The organism is Paraburkholderia sp. BGA-UO-ETr-F21, assembly GCF_059567925.1.
Genome location: NZ_JCAQOY010000036.1, coordinates 252,166 through 266,525, shown reverse-complemented (window position 1 = coordinate 266,525; position 14,360 = coordinate 252,166). Strand labels below are relative to the sequence as shown.

10 protein-coding genes are annotated in these 14,360 nt (G+C 56.6%); 9 read left to right on the top strand and 1 reads right to left on the bottom strand.

The genetic code is table 11. The annotated features are described in order from the left end of the window. The first annotated feature begins 90 nt into the window (after positions 1-90). From AC57B1_RS22235 to AC57B1_RS22220, 4 genes are all read left to right on the top strand, one after another. Complete coding sequence (locus AC57B1_RS22235) at positions 91-1,179, top strand: substrate-binding domain-containing protein (protein ID WP_079499276.1); 1,089 nt, start codon at positions 91-93, stop codon at positions 1,177-1,179. A gap of 170 nt (positions 1,180-1,349) precedes the next feature. Then, positions 1,350-2,987 carry a GMC family oxidoreductase gene (locus AC57B1_RS22230; RefSeq protein ID WP_496418681.1) on the top strand — a complete coding sequence of 546 codons (1,638 nt, stop codon included), beginning with the start codon at positions 1,350-1,352 and terminating at the stop codon, positions 2,985-2,987. Positions 2,988-3,068: 81 nt separating this feature from the next. Continuing rightward, a complete protein-coding gene (locus AC57B1_RS22225; RefSeq protein WP_496418680.1) occupies positions 3,069-4,580 on the top strand; it encodes an aldehyde dehydrogenase family protein in 1,512 nt (503 codons plus the stop codon). A gap of 110 nt (positions 4,581-4,690) precedes the next feature. After that, a complete protein-coding gene (locus AC57B1_RS22220) occupies positions 4,691-5,449 on the top strand; it encodes an SDR family NAD(P)-dependent oxidoreductase (RefSeq protein ID WP_496418679.1) in 759 nt (252 codons plus the stop codon). A gap of 170 nt (positions 5,450-5,619) precedes the next feature. Here the strand turns inward: AC57B1_RS22220 and AC57B1_RS22215 are convergent, their stop codons facing one another. Continuing rightward, positions 5,620-6,570 (bottom strand): helix-turn-helix domain-containing protein, encoded by a 951-nt coding sequence (locus tag AC57B1_RS22215; RefSeq protein WP_496418678.1) that lies wholly within the window; start codon positions 6,568-6,570, stop codon positions 5,620-5,622. Between the two features lie 967 nt (positions 6,571-7,537). Between AC57B1_RS22215 and AC57B1_RS22210 the strand changes: the two genes are divergently transcribed. The 5 genes from AC57B1_RS22210 to AC57B1_RS22190 all read left to right on the top strand — a co-directional run bounded on the left by AC57B1_RS22210 (position 7,538) and on the right by AC57B1_RS22190 (position 14,126). After that, positions 7,538-8,011 (top strand): nuclear transport factor 2 family protein, encoded by a 474-nt coding sequence (locus AC57B1_RS22210; RefSeq protein WP_496418677.1) that lies wholly within the window; start codon positions 7,538-7,540, stop codon positions 8,009-8,011. Positions 8,012-8,146: 135 nt separating this feature from the next. Next, the gene (locus AC57B1_RS22205) at positions 8,147-9,271 is read left to right on the top strand and encodes an alkene reductase (RefSeq protein ID WP_496418676.1); all 1,125 of its coding nucleotides are present in this window, start codon (positions 8,147-8,149) and stop codon (positions 9,269-9,271) included. Positions 9,272-9,407: 136 nt separating this feature from the next. Further along, a complete protein-coding gene (locus tag AC57B1_RS22200) occupies positions 9,408-11,882 on the top strand; it encodes an ATP-binding cassette domain-containing protein (protein ID WP_496418675.1) in 2,475 nt (824 codons plus the stop codon). Continuing rightward, on the top strand, positions 11,879-12,907 hold the full coding sequence (locus tag AC57B1_RS22195) for an ABC transporter permease (RefSeq protein ID WP_496418674.1): 1,029 nt from the start codon (positions 11,879-11,881) through the stop codon (positions 12,905-12,907). The genes AC57B1_RS22200 and AC57B1_RS22195 overlap by 4 nt, the downstream gene beginning before the upstream one ends. 151 nt (positions 12,908-13,058) lie before the next feature. Then, positions 13,059-14,126, top strand: a complete 1,068-nt coding sequence (locus tag AC57B1_RS22190) for a porin (RefSeq protein WP_496418673.1) — start codon at positions 13,059-13,061, stop codon at positions 14,124-14,126. The last annotated feature ends 234 nt before the right edge of the window (positions 14,127-14,360 follow it).

The window sequence follows — 14,360 nt, the reverse complement described above, 5'->3', positions numbered from 1 at the left end:
AAGGCCTTCTCCTCCTCTCATATATTGGCTGCAAGTCTGATGAAGATGGCTTCATCGAAGGACTTGTGACTCTAAAAAGATGAGGAGACGATGAAAAATCTCTATCTGTATTCGATGCGCGCGCTTGCCGCTAGCCTGCTTGCAGCATCCGCGTCCATGCCCGCGATGTCTGCCGAATCCGCCTTGGTAACCAAACAGGGAGATATCGGTTCCATGTGCGGCACGAAGCCGATGGTCGTTGGTCTGTCTGATGGCTACGGTGGCGTCACGTGGCGCAAGACAGCGGCCGCCGAACTGAAGGATGAGGTCAGTCGCTGCAAGAATTTCAAGAAGTTCATGTACACGAACGCGAACGGTGACCAACAGAAGGCAAATTCCGACATTAACAGTATGGTCGCGCAGGGCGTAAACGTACTCGTTGTCTTCCCGGATTTCGGCGCGGCGCAGATTCCGGCCATGCGTGCGGCAACCAAGGCTGGTGTGACCGTAGTCCCTTACCTCGCAAAGATTTCAGGTAACGCCGGGAAAGACTACGCAGCAAATGTGACCGAGGACGTCTACCGGATGGGCCAGGTTTGGGCCGATTGGTACGGCCAGAACCTCAAAAAAGGAAATGTCGTGTTTCTCGGTGGAGCGCCGGGAGCCATGTCGTCGCAGATATTCCTGGAAGGATTCAAGACGGAGTTGACGAAGTATCCGGACCTGAAACTGCTGGATAACAACTTTATTGTGACCAACTGGAATCCGGTTGATGCGCAAAAGGCGGTCTCAGGGCTCATCGCAAAGTATCCGCGCATCGATGGTGTCGCCACGGACTACGGTGTAACCGCGCTCGCAACGGTGAAGGCGTTTGAACAGGCACACCTGGCCATTCCGGCTATCGCGACAAATGCGAGCAACAACGAGTTGAACTGCAAATATCTGGATATGAAAAAGTCCGGCAAGGCGTTCCCGTACTTCTCGCTTGACGGAACGACTTCTGTCATCAGGTTCGCTGGTCGTCGCGGCGTTGCAGATTTCCAGGGGACAAAGAATGAGGAGCCTCTTGCGGCATTCCCGGTTCCGTACGCTGACAGCGCCAAGGGTATGGACCCGAAGTGTGACCCTACGGCTCCGCCGGACGCCGATTTCTCTTCAGCACTTTCCGCCGAGAAACTCAAGGCCGTCTTTCAGCAATAAATCTCTCGAGTCGACGACGCAGGATTTCCGCGTGGACGCCCAGGCGTTCGAACGGCTGTCCCTGTCATCGCTCACGTCAGGTCGGTTCCGCAACATACCGGGTACGAAACGTTGCAAGGCATAAACGCAGTGCGTGAAGCATTGGCAAAACGGAAACATGGAGGCAAGTAATGGCTGACTACATCATCATCGGAGCGGGCTCCGCCGGTGCCGTTCTGGCACATCGACTGAGCGCCGACGCCAGCGTCAATGTCACCCTGCTCGAAGCGGGTGGCTGGGACAAGAGCCCATTCATCCACATGCCGGCGGGATACTTCCGGTTGATGCAGACGGGTCAGCTGGACTGGGGATATCACACGGTTGCACAGAAACACATGAACAATCGCGAGATGTTTATTCCTCGTGCACGCAGCATTGGTGGCTGCACAACGGTCAACGGCATGATTTATACGCGTGGCGACCGGACTGACTATGACCGCTGGCGTGACCTTGGAAACGAGGGCTGGGGTTACGAAGACATCCTCCCGTACTTCAAGAAGTCCGAAACGTGGTCGGGCGGAGAGAGTGACGTTCACGGCGGAAGTGGTCCTCTGAAAACCAGTCGGTTCGGCATTCACAATCCGATTGCCCTCGCCTTTATCGAGGCAGGTAAGCAGGCGGGCTACCAATATAACGACGACTTGAACGGCGGCAGTCAGGAAGGTTTCGGCCCCTGTGACAGCACGCTTGCCGACGGCGTTCGCTCGAGCGTGGGGCGGTGCTATATCGCCCCGATTCGCGACCGAAAGAACCTCACTGTCATTACTGATGCGATTGCATCCCGAGTTCTCTTCGATGGTGACCGCGCCGTGGGTGTGGAGTATCTGGCGGGGAAGAAATCGAAGAAAGTCTACGCTTCTCAAGAGGTCATCCTCTGCGGCGGAGCGTTCAACTCGCCACACCTGCTGCAGATTTCTGGGGTCGGTGACCCGGAGCACCTCCAGTCTATCGGCGTTCAAACCGTTCATAAGCTCCCGGGTGTCGGAAAGAACCTCCAGGACCATGTCGGATGCGGCCTGAAACAACGCATTACGCAGCCGCTTTCGCTGCTCAAGCATCTCAACATCCTGAACTCCGCATCGGCGGTTGCAAAGTACATGGCGACCAAGACGGGGCCGGCCGCCTACCACGGCGTCGAGGCGCTCGCCTTTGTGAAGACGCGACCGGACGTGGTGGCGCCGGATATCCAGTTCCATTTGAACATGGTGATGTATGAGGACCATGGCCGGAAGATTTTCTACGAAGAAGGCGTGATGCCTTACTTCAACATCTCGCGTCCTCAAAGCCGCGGAACGGTGCTGGCGCGCTCTGCTGACCCGACGGCACTGCCGGAAATCGACCCGAACTTCTTTGCTGTACCCGACGATATCCGCGTGATGCGGGACGGTCTGCGAATCGCGCGCGAGCTGATGGCGCAGAAGGCGTTTGACCAGTATCGAGGGGAGGAGTTTGGGCCGGGTAAGGAAGTTACGTCGGACGCAGAGTTGGACGAATACCTCAAGAACAAGAGCGAGAGCGTTTACCACCCGGTGGGAACCTGCAAGATGGGCTCGGACGACGACGCGGTAGTCGATGCACGCTTGCGTGTACACGGCGTTCGCGGTTTGCGTGTGGTTGACGCGTCGATTATGCCTACGCTCACGAGCGGAAACACGAATGCTCCGACCATCATGATTGCGGAGAAAGCCGCAGACATGATTCTTTACGATGCGACGGCAGGTAGTGTTGTGAGCCGAACTGACCAACACGTCGAGCAACTCGGAGTCTGAGTCAGCTTCAAGGTGGCGTCGGCGCATTGTCCGGGCCGCCTTGGGTCGTCGCAGTTTTTACCAACGTCACAGGGAAGAGCAATGACTTCTTCAATTGCAGTTTTCGATACGGCATCCACCCTCTCTGAAGCCACGAAGCGATTTCTGGGAAAGAAACATCGCCTCTTTATCGGCGGTGAATGGGTCACTGCTTCGTCGGGTGCGACTCGTGATGTCGTCGACCCGGCCACTGGGGCTACGATTTCGACGATGGCGAACGGCGATGCAAAAGACGTTGAGCTCGCAGTCAAGGCAGCTCGCGAAGCTTTTGAGGGCGGGCCGTGGCGCACGATGCCGACAAGCGAGCGCGCGAAAATCATCTGGAAGATTGGCGCACTAATCGACGAGCATGCAGAGGAACTTGCACAACTGGAAGTTCTCGACGAAGGCTCGCCGTACAACGTGGTGAAAAATTTTTACGTCCGCCTCGGCGCAGAGCATTTCCGCTACTACTCGGGATGGGCCACGAAAATCACCGGCACCACCATTCCGGTGAATATGCCGGGCGAATGGCACGCATATACGGTCCGCGAGCCCATCGGCGTCGTGGGTCAAATCATTCCGTGGAACGTGCCTCTGCTCATGGCGGCATGGAAGTTGGCGCCCGCTCTTGCTGCCGGTTGTACCATTGTGCTCAAGCCCGCTGAGGACACGCCGCTGACGGCACTGCGAATTGCCGAACTCTGTCAAGAGGCCGGGCTGCCCCCGGGCGTGCTCAATGTCGTGACCGGCGATGGTACCGCAGGTGCCGCTTTGGTCGAGCATCCGGACGTTGACAAGGTCGCATTCACCGGGAGCACCGATACGGGCAAGGCTATCGTGCGCGCCTCGGCAGGCAACCTGAAACGCGTCACGCTCGAACTCGGTGGCAAAAGCCCGGTTTTCGTTTTTCCTGATGCCGACCTGAAGCGTGCCATCCCGGGCGTGGCAGAAGCAGTGCTGCTCAATACTGGCCAGGCATGTACGGCTGGTTCCCGCCTCTATATTCACGAAGACATCTACGACAAGGTCGTTGCAGGGGTTTCGGAATATGCAGAGTCGCTCAAACTCGGTCATGGCCTCGACCCAGCCACGAACCTTGGACCTCTCATCTCCGAACGACAACTTTCGCGCGTATCAAAACTGCTGCAAGCGGGTATCGACGAGGGCGCGAAGGTGTATTCGGGCGGCGGGAAGCCGGAAGGCGCAGGCTTTTTCATCAGCCCGACCGTGTTGACAGACGTAAAGCCGGGCATGACTGTGTATCAGCAGGAAATCTTCGGACCGGTCATTTCCGCGATGAGGATGGATAGCGACAACCTCGATGCGCTCGTACGCGAAGCCAATAACACGAACTACGGTCTCGCCGCGAGCGTATGGACTCAGGACGTTAGTTTGGCTCACAAGTTAGCGTCGCGTATCCGAGCAGGCGTGGTTTGGGTCAATAACCACAACCAGACCGACGCGGCGCTTCCTTTCGGTGGCTATAAGCAGTCCGGATGGGGACGAGAGATGGGGCTGAACGGAATTGAGGCATATACCGAGCTCAAGTCCGTCGGCGTCTATCTCGGCTAAGCGCTGACCTGTGCCAACTCTCCCCATGCCTTGCGCATCGTACGCTTACTTGCGCGCGGTAGGGGGAGGGCCACGCTTGATGTAGTCATCTATAAAAGGAGACTCGTAGCATGGAGGGATTGCGCAACAAGACGATTGTTATCACTGGTGGCGCCGGAGGCATCGGCCTTGCCACGGTTCGTTGTTTGGTGGACTCGGGTAGCCGGGTCATTATGGCGGACCTGGTTTCGAGCGATGGCGAACGGTTGGCCGCAGAAGTGGACGCTGGTCGCGGAATGGTCCATTTTCTGCCTATCGACGTCACGAGCGCCGACTCGCTGACGCAGGCCGCGGACGACGTGGTTCGTTGCCATGGCGGTGTCGATGGGGTTGTGGCCAATGCTGGCATCGCGGTTATGTCAGAGGCTTTTGCATACAACGAGGCTTCGTGGCGTCAGACGATGTCCATCAATCTCGACGGCGCATTCTTTACAGCGCAATCGTTCGCTCGTCACATGCGCGAGCGCGGCGGCAGCATCGTCCTGATTTCCTCAATAGCGGCTCGCACGGTTGTCAGACCGGAGAAGTGCGCTGCCTACGGAGCTACAAAGGCGGCCGTCGAGCACCTTGCAGCGTTGCTCGGCGTGGAATGGGCGAGCGATGGAATCCGCGTGAATGCCGTAGGACCGGGTCGCACGGAAACTCCGATGATTGGAAGAATTGCGAATGAGGCGCCGGAGATGGTCGCCACATGGATGCAACAGGTCCCTATCGGACGGCTTATTCGGCCCGAGGAAGTGGCAAATGCGGTCGCATTCTTTCTTTCAGACCTGTCTAGCGGCTGTAACGGTACGACATTGATGGTAGACGGCGGTTACGACAAGACTTAAGTACTGATGTTCGTTCAGTGCCGTACTCCTGCGGCACTTTCATGGCGTCCGCAACCCACGGATGCCATCTTTTTATTTGCGCGCGTCTTGATTGGATGAGCGAACCTATCACTGTGAGATGTCGCAGGGCAAACGTTTCTGCGACATCGCATCAGCTAGTGCCAAGAAGTTCAAGCAGCGCGCTGCTTTACCAATGTATTGGGCGCAACGCCGTAAGTCTTCTTAAATGCTCTGCTGAAGTGTGAGAAATCGCTGAAACCGCATGCCACCGCGACGTCAGCAATGTGCTGGGCACGCCCCTCAGTAAGCGAAGTGTGGCTTGCCTCGAGGCGCTTCTGCCAGAGCCACCGCGCGGCCGTTGTTCCTTGAGCTGCAAATATCCTGTTCAGAGTGCGTCTCGACACGCCGATGGCATTCGAGACCATTTCGACATCAAGTTCTGAATCGCCCAGGTTCGCTTCGATATAGCTCTTTGCACGCTCTAGTACGCCTCCGTGTCTTTCGAGCATGCCTTTCATGCCGTTAAATTCAGTCTCAACGGATGCCGCGAAGATATCGATGACTGAGGCAGCCAACTTGGATGCGGCGCAAGACTCAAGCTCCTTATCCACATTTGCGGCGCCCCTGATGACCGAACCGGCGAGCGCGCCCATCGCCGATTGGCCATCCAGCGCGATTGCGGTAAAGCGCTCGGCGTCAGACAGTCGGCAGAGCATTTGCTTTCGGGGAATCTTCAGCAAAATTATGCGGTAGTCAGAGGAGAAGCTGTATTTGAAGGCCCGCGCCGTATCGTAAAGAACGATATCTCCGACCTTTTGCTTCGTTTGGCGACCACTTTGCTCAAGTGTGCCACTGCCCTGAACGAGCAGGCTCGCAAGAAAGTCGTCACTTGGCGTGCGGCTGAGGTCACTCGTCGTACGCACATACTGCAAGCCAGGCGCAGCAATGTCTCCGACCCCAATGGAAGCTATCGGTTTTTGGACGACGCGTGCTCGGAAAACGTCGCCAGCATCCGAGAACGCAGGCAGGTCTACGTGACAGTAAAGACGGCAGATTACGTCGTGGTAATAGGCCAATCGTTCACGGACCAAAACCGAAGACGTATCGAACTGTTCAATCATGATTTGACGTGCCCGTGGTGGTTATTCGCGACTCATCCCGTGAAACTTGTACAGTTACAAATTACTTCGAAAATATCCAATTTCCAATTCGAACAAACCCGGACAGCGAACGCGTGAAATAGTTGCTTAAAAGGTCGCACCGGACGAGGCATGGGACTCGAAGCAAAGAGAGCCGCAGCGGACCAGCCGACAGTTCGCTAACGGCATGTAGTTAGCCGATTCCTTCAAAGGCCTCATGGGCATCGCGATTTGGCGCGCTCAATCCATCAAATCTGTCGTGCCGAGTCGCGAACAGTCGAGTCAGGTTTCGTACATTCGTTACAAAGCGGACCACCTGCCATTGCAGGTTACGAGTTCGCAGATAAGGAGACGAAATTGAAACCGCTCACGAGCGTTCCGTACTTTCCGCACCATGGGAGTTCGCGCCTCTCTCGGGAGTCTTTGGTTTTCGCTTCTGTCGGCCGCCGTGATCATTTTCTCGGACCTTCCAGCCTCCTGCCGACGCACCTCGTCCAGCTGAACCTCAGTGGACCGGGAATTCTCGTAAAACGCGACATTAGGTGACGACCATGGATATCGAGAAAACATCCTTGCATACGCTTGTTGATAAATGGCTTGGCGCACCGACGACCAGGCCATTGCGGGTCACGGAGTTCGGACGTACTTCCTTCGGTGTGCGTTACGTATGCGTTGAAGTGCTGCGCCTCGCGGGTCCGCTGAGAATCGCCTTCTTTCACCACGAAGACGGCGCCTGGCGAGTGTTTCCCCCGCAAGGGGGCCGGCCGAGATTGACCACAGCTTATTCATGATTGGCGCTTGTGCACGCGCGTCAATTCATTTGTTGCTCGCCATGTTTTGACTTCGCTTTTCTTAATCGACGGCGAAGTTACCGATGCAATTTTTCTCAGACCGCTATTCGCTAAGGGAGATAGTCATGGAAGGGTCCAGATTCAGCACGGAGCAGCGTTTGGCACGACTCGAAGATATCGAGGCTATCAAGTATCTAAAGGCCAGGTATGCCGAACATCTCGATAACGGGTATGACCCGGAAGGCGTCGCATCGCTTTTCGTTGACGATGGCCTTTGGGTCATTAAAGGAGTCGGCGGCGAAGCGAAAGGCAGGGAGGCAATCAAGCAGCACTGTCGCAACCTGTCGGCGAACATCACCTGGGCCTTGCATAACATCGTCTCGCCAGCGGTGGACGTGGACGAAGACGGTTGTCATGCAACAGCTACGTTCTACCTGGTGTGTTTCGTATCCATGGCGCCAAGTGAGCCTTCGCCCCAAGGAGAGGCGGTTTTTATCGCCGGCAAGTACAAAGACAAGCTCATCAAAGTCGATGGAAAGTGGTACTTCGAAGAAATCACTGGCGTTGTTCAACAGTCTGCCCCATGGACGGATGGGTGGGTAAAGAACCCGTTCGTAAAAGAAAGCTGGTGAGCCGTCGCTAGCGTCTCTCTCGAGCTGTTCATCCAGTTGCTGCGGGCAAGCGACCTGTTTTCGTCTTCACTGCGGTTATACGGGATGACGTTCGGAGAGGAAAAGTGTTTAACCGAAACCAATGAAGGAATTGTTATGAGCTCGCTACTTGAAGCCTATGACATGGCTGGTACCAAGCTGGCAAACCGCGTCGTCATGGCGCCGATGACGCGATGCCGCGCAAAAAACACGGTGCCTGACGCCCAGACGGTCCTGTATTACCGTCAACGGGCCGGTGCAGGGTTGATTATCAGCGAGGGTTCGCAGATTTCGGCTGAAGGCGCAGGGTATCTGTACACGCCGGGTATCTACACACACGAGCAGATTGACGGCTGGAAGCAGGTTACGAAGGCAGTGCACGAAGAGGGTGGAAAGATGTTCATCCAGCTTTGGCATGTTGGTCGTATGTCGCATGTCAGTTTGCAGCAGGATGGCGCAGCTCCGGTTTCGTCGGTCGCCGTCGCCGCGCAAAACAGTAACTGCTATGCATACAACGAGAGCGGGGAACCGGGTCCGATTCAGGCCAGCGTGCCTCGCGCACTCGAAACGAGCGAAATTGCACGTATTAGCTCGGACTTTGTAACGGCAGGTGTCGAGTCGATGCGAGCCGGCTTTGACGGCGTGGAGATTCACGGCGCAAACGGGTACATCTTCGACCAGTTCGCCAACGGCTCGCTCAACAAGCGCACTGACGAGTACGGCGGCAGCACAATGAACCGTCTTCGTTTCACGCTGGAAACAGTCGATGCTCTCGCAAAAGGAATCGGCAGCACACGAGTGGGTATTCGCCTGTCGCCTTTCGGTCGACTGTATGACATGCAGCCATTCGACGATGAAGAGAACACCTGGCTGACGCTGGCAAACGAATTGAGCAAGCGAAATCTCGCATATGTACATCTCAGCGACCAGACAGCGTTTATTGGCGTGGGAATTGGTAGGGAATTTCTTGGCAAATTCCGTGATGCCTATACAGGCACCTTGATTCTCACAGGCGCTCTCGACCAGGAAGCGGGCGAAGAACTTGTCGAATTGGGCTTGACGGACCTCGCTGGCTACGGGCGGTCATACGTTTCGAACCCCGACCTCGTAGAGCGCTTCCGTAACGGATGGCCGCTGAGTCCTGTCGACATGCCGACGCTCTATACCGGCGACGAAAAGGGATACGCCGACTATCCCACGTACTCGGAGCTGCTCGAGTCGGCGGATGTAGCTTCGGAGTGACCGGTACGCCTGCAAAGAAGAAATTAAACAGCAGGCGGACCAAAGACCTAGAGGGTCGGCGTAGACGCTCCCGTATGCATCAAGTGCACAGCAGGGCATTCGCATTGCGGGTAAATCAGGAAGGCAGGAGACGAAAATGGAACGAAAGATTGCACTGCAGGTTGACCATGTGACGAAGGTCTTCCCAGGTGTGAAAGCACTGGACGATGTCACGTTCGAAGTCGCGGTTGGTGAAGTACACGGGCTCGTCGGGGAAAACGGCGCCGGAAAATCTACCTTGATGGCGGTTGCGTCGGGCGCCTTGGTCCCCGAAGAAGGACGGGTTGTCATCAACGGCGTCGAGTCCAAGGGCGATACGGAAAAGGCACGCACACTCGGGCTTGCCATCGTTCGCCAAGAGCCAGCCTTGATGCCCGATTTGACAGTCGCCGAGAACCTGTATCTTGGTGTATCGGAAGCGCAGCGCCCAACACTTATGCGCACGACATCATGGGCGCAACGTCTTCTGGAGCAATGGAGCGACGACGTCGCCATTGACGCATCGGCACGAGTGGCCAGTCTGAATCCGGAGCAGCGATTCATTGTTGAAATTGTGAAGGCGCTAGCGACGAAGCCGAAAGTCCTGGTTCTCGATGAGCCCACGGAGCACCTTCTCGCTGAAGACGTCGAGCGCTTGTTTGAGCGAATTCGAAAGGTGACGGCGGGAGGCTGCGCGGTCGTGTACATCTCGCACCGAATTCGCGAGGTGCAGCAAATTGCCGACCGCCTCACTGTACTTCGTGATGGCCAGGGACAAGGTACCTACGACGCTTCGAATCTGAGCGAGCAACAGATTGTCGAACTCATCGTTGGCGGGGCGCTCGACCGCGAGTTTCCTCCGAAGTCAAAGGCTCGCCGGGCCGAGGTTGTCCTTGATGTTGTCGGCTTGAGAGGTTCCGGATTCACGGACGTCTCGTTGCAGGTCAAGAAGGGCGAAATTGTTGGGCTCGCCGGCATTGACGGCAATGGCCAACGCGAATTCATGCGGGCACTTGCGGGGTTGAACAAAAGCAAGGGAAGCGTGACCGTCAACGGCAAGAGCGTATTGCTCAAACACTCCCAAGCTGCAACGCGCAGCGATGTGCGCTATCTGCCAGGTGACCGTCATCGCGAGGGCATCTTTGGCGACCTTTCGGTCCGCGAGAATTTTTCGATTCGTAGCCTGTCTTTTGACACGGTCCGAGGACTTGTGCGTCCAAAGAGCGAAGGGCGTCGTGCAGGGGAGGCTGTGTCAAGCTTCGCTGTCAAGACCCCCACCATTGAGACACCGATCCGCTCGCTCTCAGGGGGCAATCAGCAGAAGCTAGTTCTGTCCAGCGTGCTGGCGAGCAAGCCGAAGGTCCTGCTCGTGGACGAGCCGACGCAAGGAGTAGACATCGGTGCACGGATGGAGATATATAAGGTGCTCCGTGAAGCGGCCGCTGGTGGTACTGCAGTCATTGTGGTTTCGTCAGACTCTCTTGAAGTAGCCGGGCTGTGCGACCGAGTCCTGATTTTCTCGCGCGGACACATCGTGAAGGAACTTCGCGATGACGCCGTGAGCGAAAACAACATAACGTCGGCGGTTTTGACCGCGACCACAGAGCGTGAAAGAGGTTCAGCCAGTATCTCAGGCTTCTGGAAATGGGCGGCAGGGGACTGGGCACCGCTGGTGATGCTCGCGCTCGTGATTTCTGTGCTCGGCATTTATGCGACACATGTCAACGAGACCTATCTTTCGACTCGCAACCTCAGCGGGATGCTTGCGCTCGTCGCCACACTGGCAATCGTCTCATACGGACAGCAGGCTCTGATGCTTGTCGGAGGTATCGACCTGTCGGTCGGCCCCTTGATGGGATTGATGGTTGTCATTCAGTCGTTCTTCCTGAACGATGGTGCAACGTTTGGCCATCAACTAGAAGGCTGGGTGATTGTCTTTGCCGTGGCGGTAGTTGTAGGGGTCGTCAATTGGCTGCTTGTTGACCCATTCCGCCTTCATCCGATGGTCGCGACGCTAGCCACCTATATGGCCCTTCAGGCGGTCTCGCTACTCTTGCGTCCTATCCCGGGCGGTCTCATCGCGGACTCCATCGTTGATGGAATTGGCACGCAGTTGGGATTCGTCCCAGTCATCGCGATTTTCGCCGCCATCATCGCGCTGGCACTTGAGTTTGGGCTCTTCCGGACAAGGCTTGGTCTGGCATTCCGCGGAGTGGGGTCGCGTGCTGAAGCTGCACGGATGGCCGGGGTGCGCCCGCATCTGACGCTGCTTACCGCCTACGTTGGCTGTTCTCTGCTTGCCGGCATCGCAGCAATTCCAATGATGGCGCAAGTCGGCTCGGGCGACCCGAGCGCGGGCATCAACTACACGCTTGCAAGCGTGGCAGCAGTAGTGATTGGCGGTGCGAGTCTGTTCGGCGGTCGTGGCTCGTTTGTAGGCGCACTCCTAGGTGCTTTGCTTATCACACAGGTCAACGTCGTGACCTCATTCCTTGACCTCGGCGATTCGTGGCAATCGTATCTGCTAGGCGGGATGATTCTTGCGTCGGTGGCCCTTTATTCCAAGAGCAGAGAAATGGCGGTGGCAAAATGAGAAACGTTTCGACTCAAAATCGCGCCGATACGGTTCAGCACCTTCCTCGTCCGTCGGCACAGTTGCCGAGTCCGAAGGCGATTCCAGCCATGGGGGAGTTCTCATGGATTTGGATTGGGTTGGTCGTTCTGTTCGCAATCAGCGCCGTTGTAGCGCCGGGCACGATGGCGCGAGGTTCCATCCTGGCAATGTTACCGTTTGCAGGGATTCTGGCCATCGTCGCTACGGGCCAAACGCTTGTTATACAGCAGCGTGGTCTCGACATGTCGGCCACTGGCATGGTGTCCCTCGCAGGCGTTCTGATGGCGAGAACGGGCTTCGGATTCGACTCGATAGTTTTTGCCGCAGTATTTACTGTATGCGTTGGAGCGGTCGTAGGAATGCTCAATGGTGCGCTGGTTTCGCGACTGGCGATAACTCCGCTCGTTGCGACGCTTGCCGTGAACGCGCTGCTCATCGGTGTTGTCCGTTCACTCACCGGCAACGTCCCGGTCAACGTGCCGCCCATCATGCAGACAATCTCGCACGCCCAGGTCTTAGGGTTGCCGGCAAACGTGCTGTTTGCGTTCGCGTTCGTGGTTACAGCTTGGGTTATTACGCGAAAAACCGCCGTTGGCCGGAGATTTGTCGCCGTTGGTGTCAACCCGCGCGCAGCAGATGCTGCCGGGGTTCGCGTGCTCAAGTATCAGATTGGCGCGTACGTCGCCTCAGCCGTTTGCTTCTCGGCGGCCGGAATGCTGCTTGCCGGGTTCATCGGAAGTGCTTCGCAGTCGTCGGGCAACGATTACCTGATGCCTGCAATCGCGGCCGTCGTCGTCGGTGGTACACCGTTCACGGGTGGCAAGGGGAGCGTCATCGCGAGTGCCGTTGCCGCATTGTTCATGGCACAACTGGGCCAGATGGTACTTGCGCTCGGAGCTGGAACCTCGGTGCAGCTTCTGGTACAGGCGTGTGCGATTCTGGTTGCCACCACCGTTCGTTATCTGCCTACGGCACTGCGCACCTTCCGCACTATCAAGAACTGAGAGAAAAGAGCACGCCAGGCTCCTTCCTGAGGCCTGGCTATGTATCGAAGGCGTGCTGTGAGTCTTTGAAGTTGGGTTAGCGAGTTGATTGCACCGGCCCGCTAGAGACCGGGATGCAATTTTTGGAGATTTTTACATTAAGGATAACGAAATGTGTAGAAAGGTGATTTTAGGCATTCTTGTGTCCGCCGGAGTATGCAGTGCTCATGCGCAGAGCAGCGTCACGCTCTATGGCCGAGTTGCATCGGGACTCGATTTCGTCACGAATGTGGCGACGCCGGACGGTCAATCGAAGAACAACTATCGTTTTGGCAGCAACCAGTACGGTATCAGCTGGTGGGGTCTGACTGGCAAGGAAGACCTTGGAGGAGGCTTCCATGCGGAATTCAAACTTGAAAGCATGTTCACTGCGGGAACGGGGCAGTTGCCGGGGCAAAGCCTGTTCAACCGATACGCCTACGTGGGGCTTGGTAAGGACGAGTGGGGCAGCTTGTGGGCAGGTCAGATAATGAGTCTCACCGATGAGACGGGATATTATCTTGACCCGTTCGGAGAGCAGGTGACCGGTATCGCAAACTTTGCCAAGGGTCGCGCGTGGGGTTCGCGTTCAAATACCTTGACCTATAACTCGCCGAAATGGGCAGGCTTCTCTTTCCGACTTCAGAATGGTTTCGGGAACCAGGCAGGGAATTTCCGCGGGAGTCGCCAGTTTAGCGGAAGTGCCACCTACTCACTGGGTGGTTTCAACGCATTCGGGGTCTACGAAGAAATCCGTGATGCAAACGGAAAATTCTCGGACCCGTACGCAGCATCGCGCGAATACATGATTGGTGGCACGTACCAGTTCGGTGGATTGAAGTTCTACACCGGCTACCAGGCACTTGTCTCCTCGGGACACGATACGGTCGTCAGTGCCGACAATCCGACTGGGGTCACCCGAAATGAACAGGAGTGGCTGGGCGCAACCTATCAGGTCAACGCAGCGCTGGCTTTCCAGGCTGGTTGGTATCACGGTAACGCAAATCACGGCGGCGGCAGTGGGAATCTCGGGGTCATTGGTACGACCTACAACCTGTCAAAGCGCACGTTCCTGTACGCAACGTTCGGGGCAATGTTCAACGGGGGGAACGCAAACTTTCCTGTCGAAACTGCGGATTCGCTGCCGCTGCCGGGTCACCACCAGCAGGGCGGCTACTTCGGCATGATGCATTACTTCTAAGGGCTGCGAGACTGCGAGTTTTAGGGCGGAACACTGCCTTCGCAAATTCCTTATCTGCGGGGTGCCTCGGGGCACGACCGGGCGCCTCGCACTAGGTAGAAACGTGAATTATATATATACGAATCACTGCGCTAATATGTAATCAACGAGGGCCGGCGCGTGATGTTGCGGTTGCCTTCTGAGTGTTGCGGCGGCCAGGCAGATGACTTATTGACCTTCATCAGAAGCGGCGCC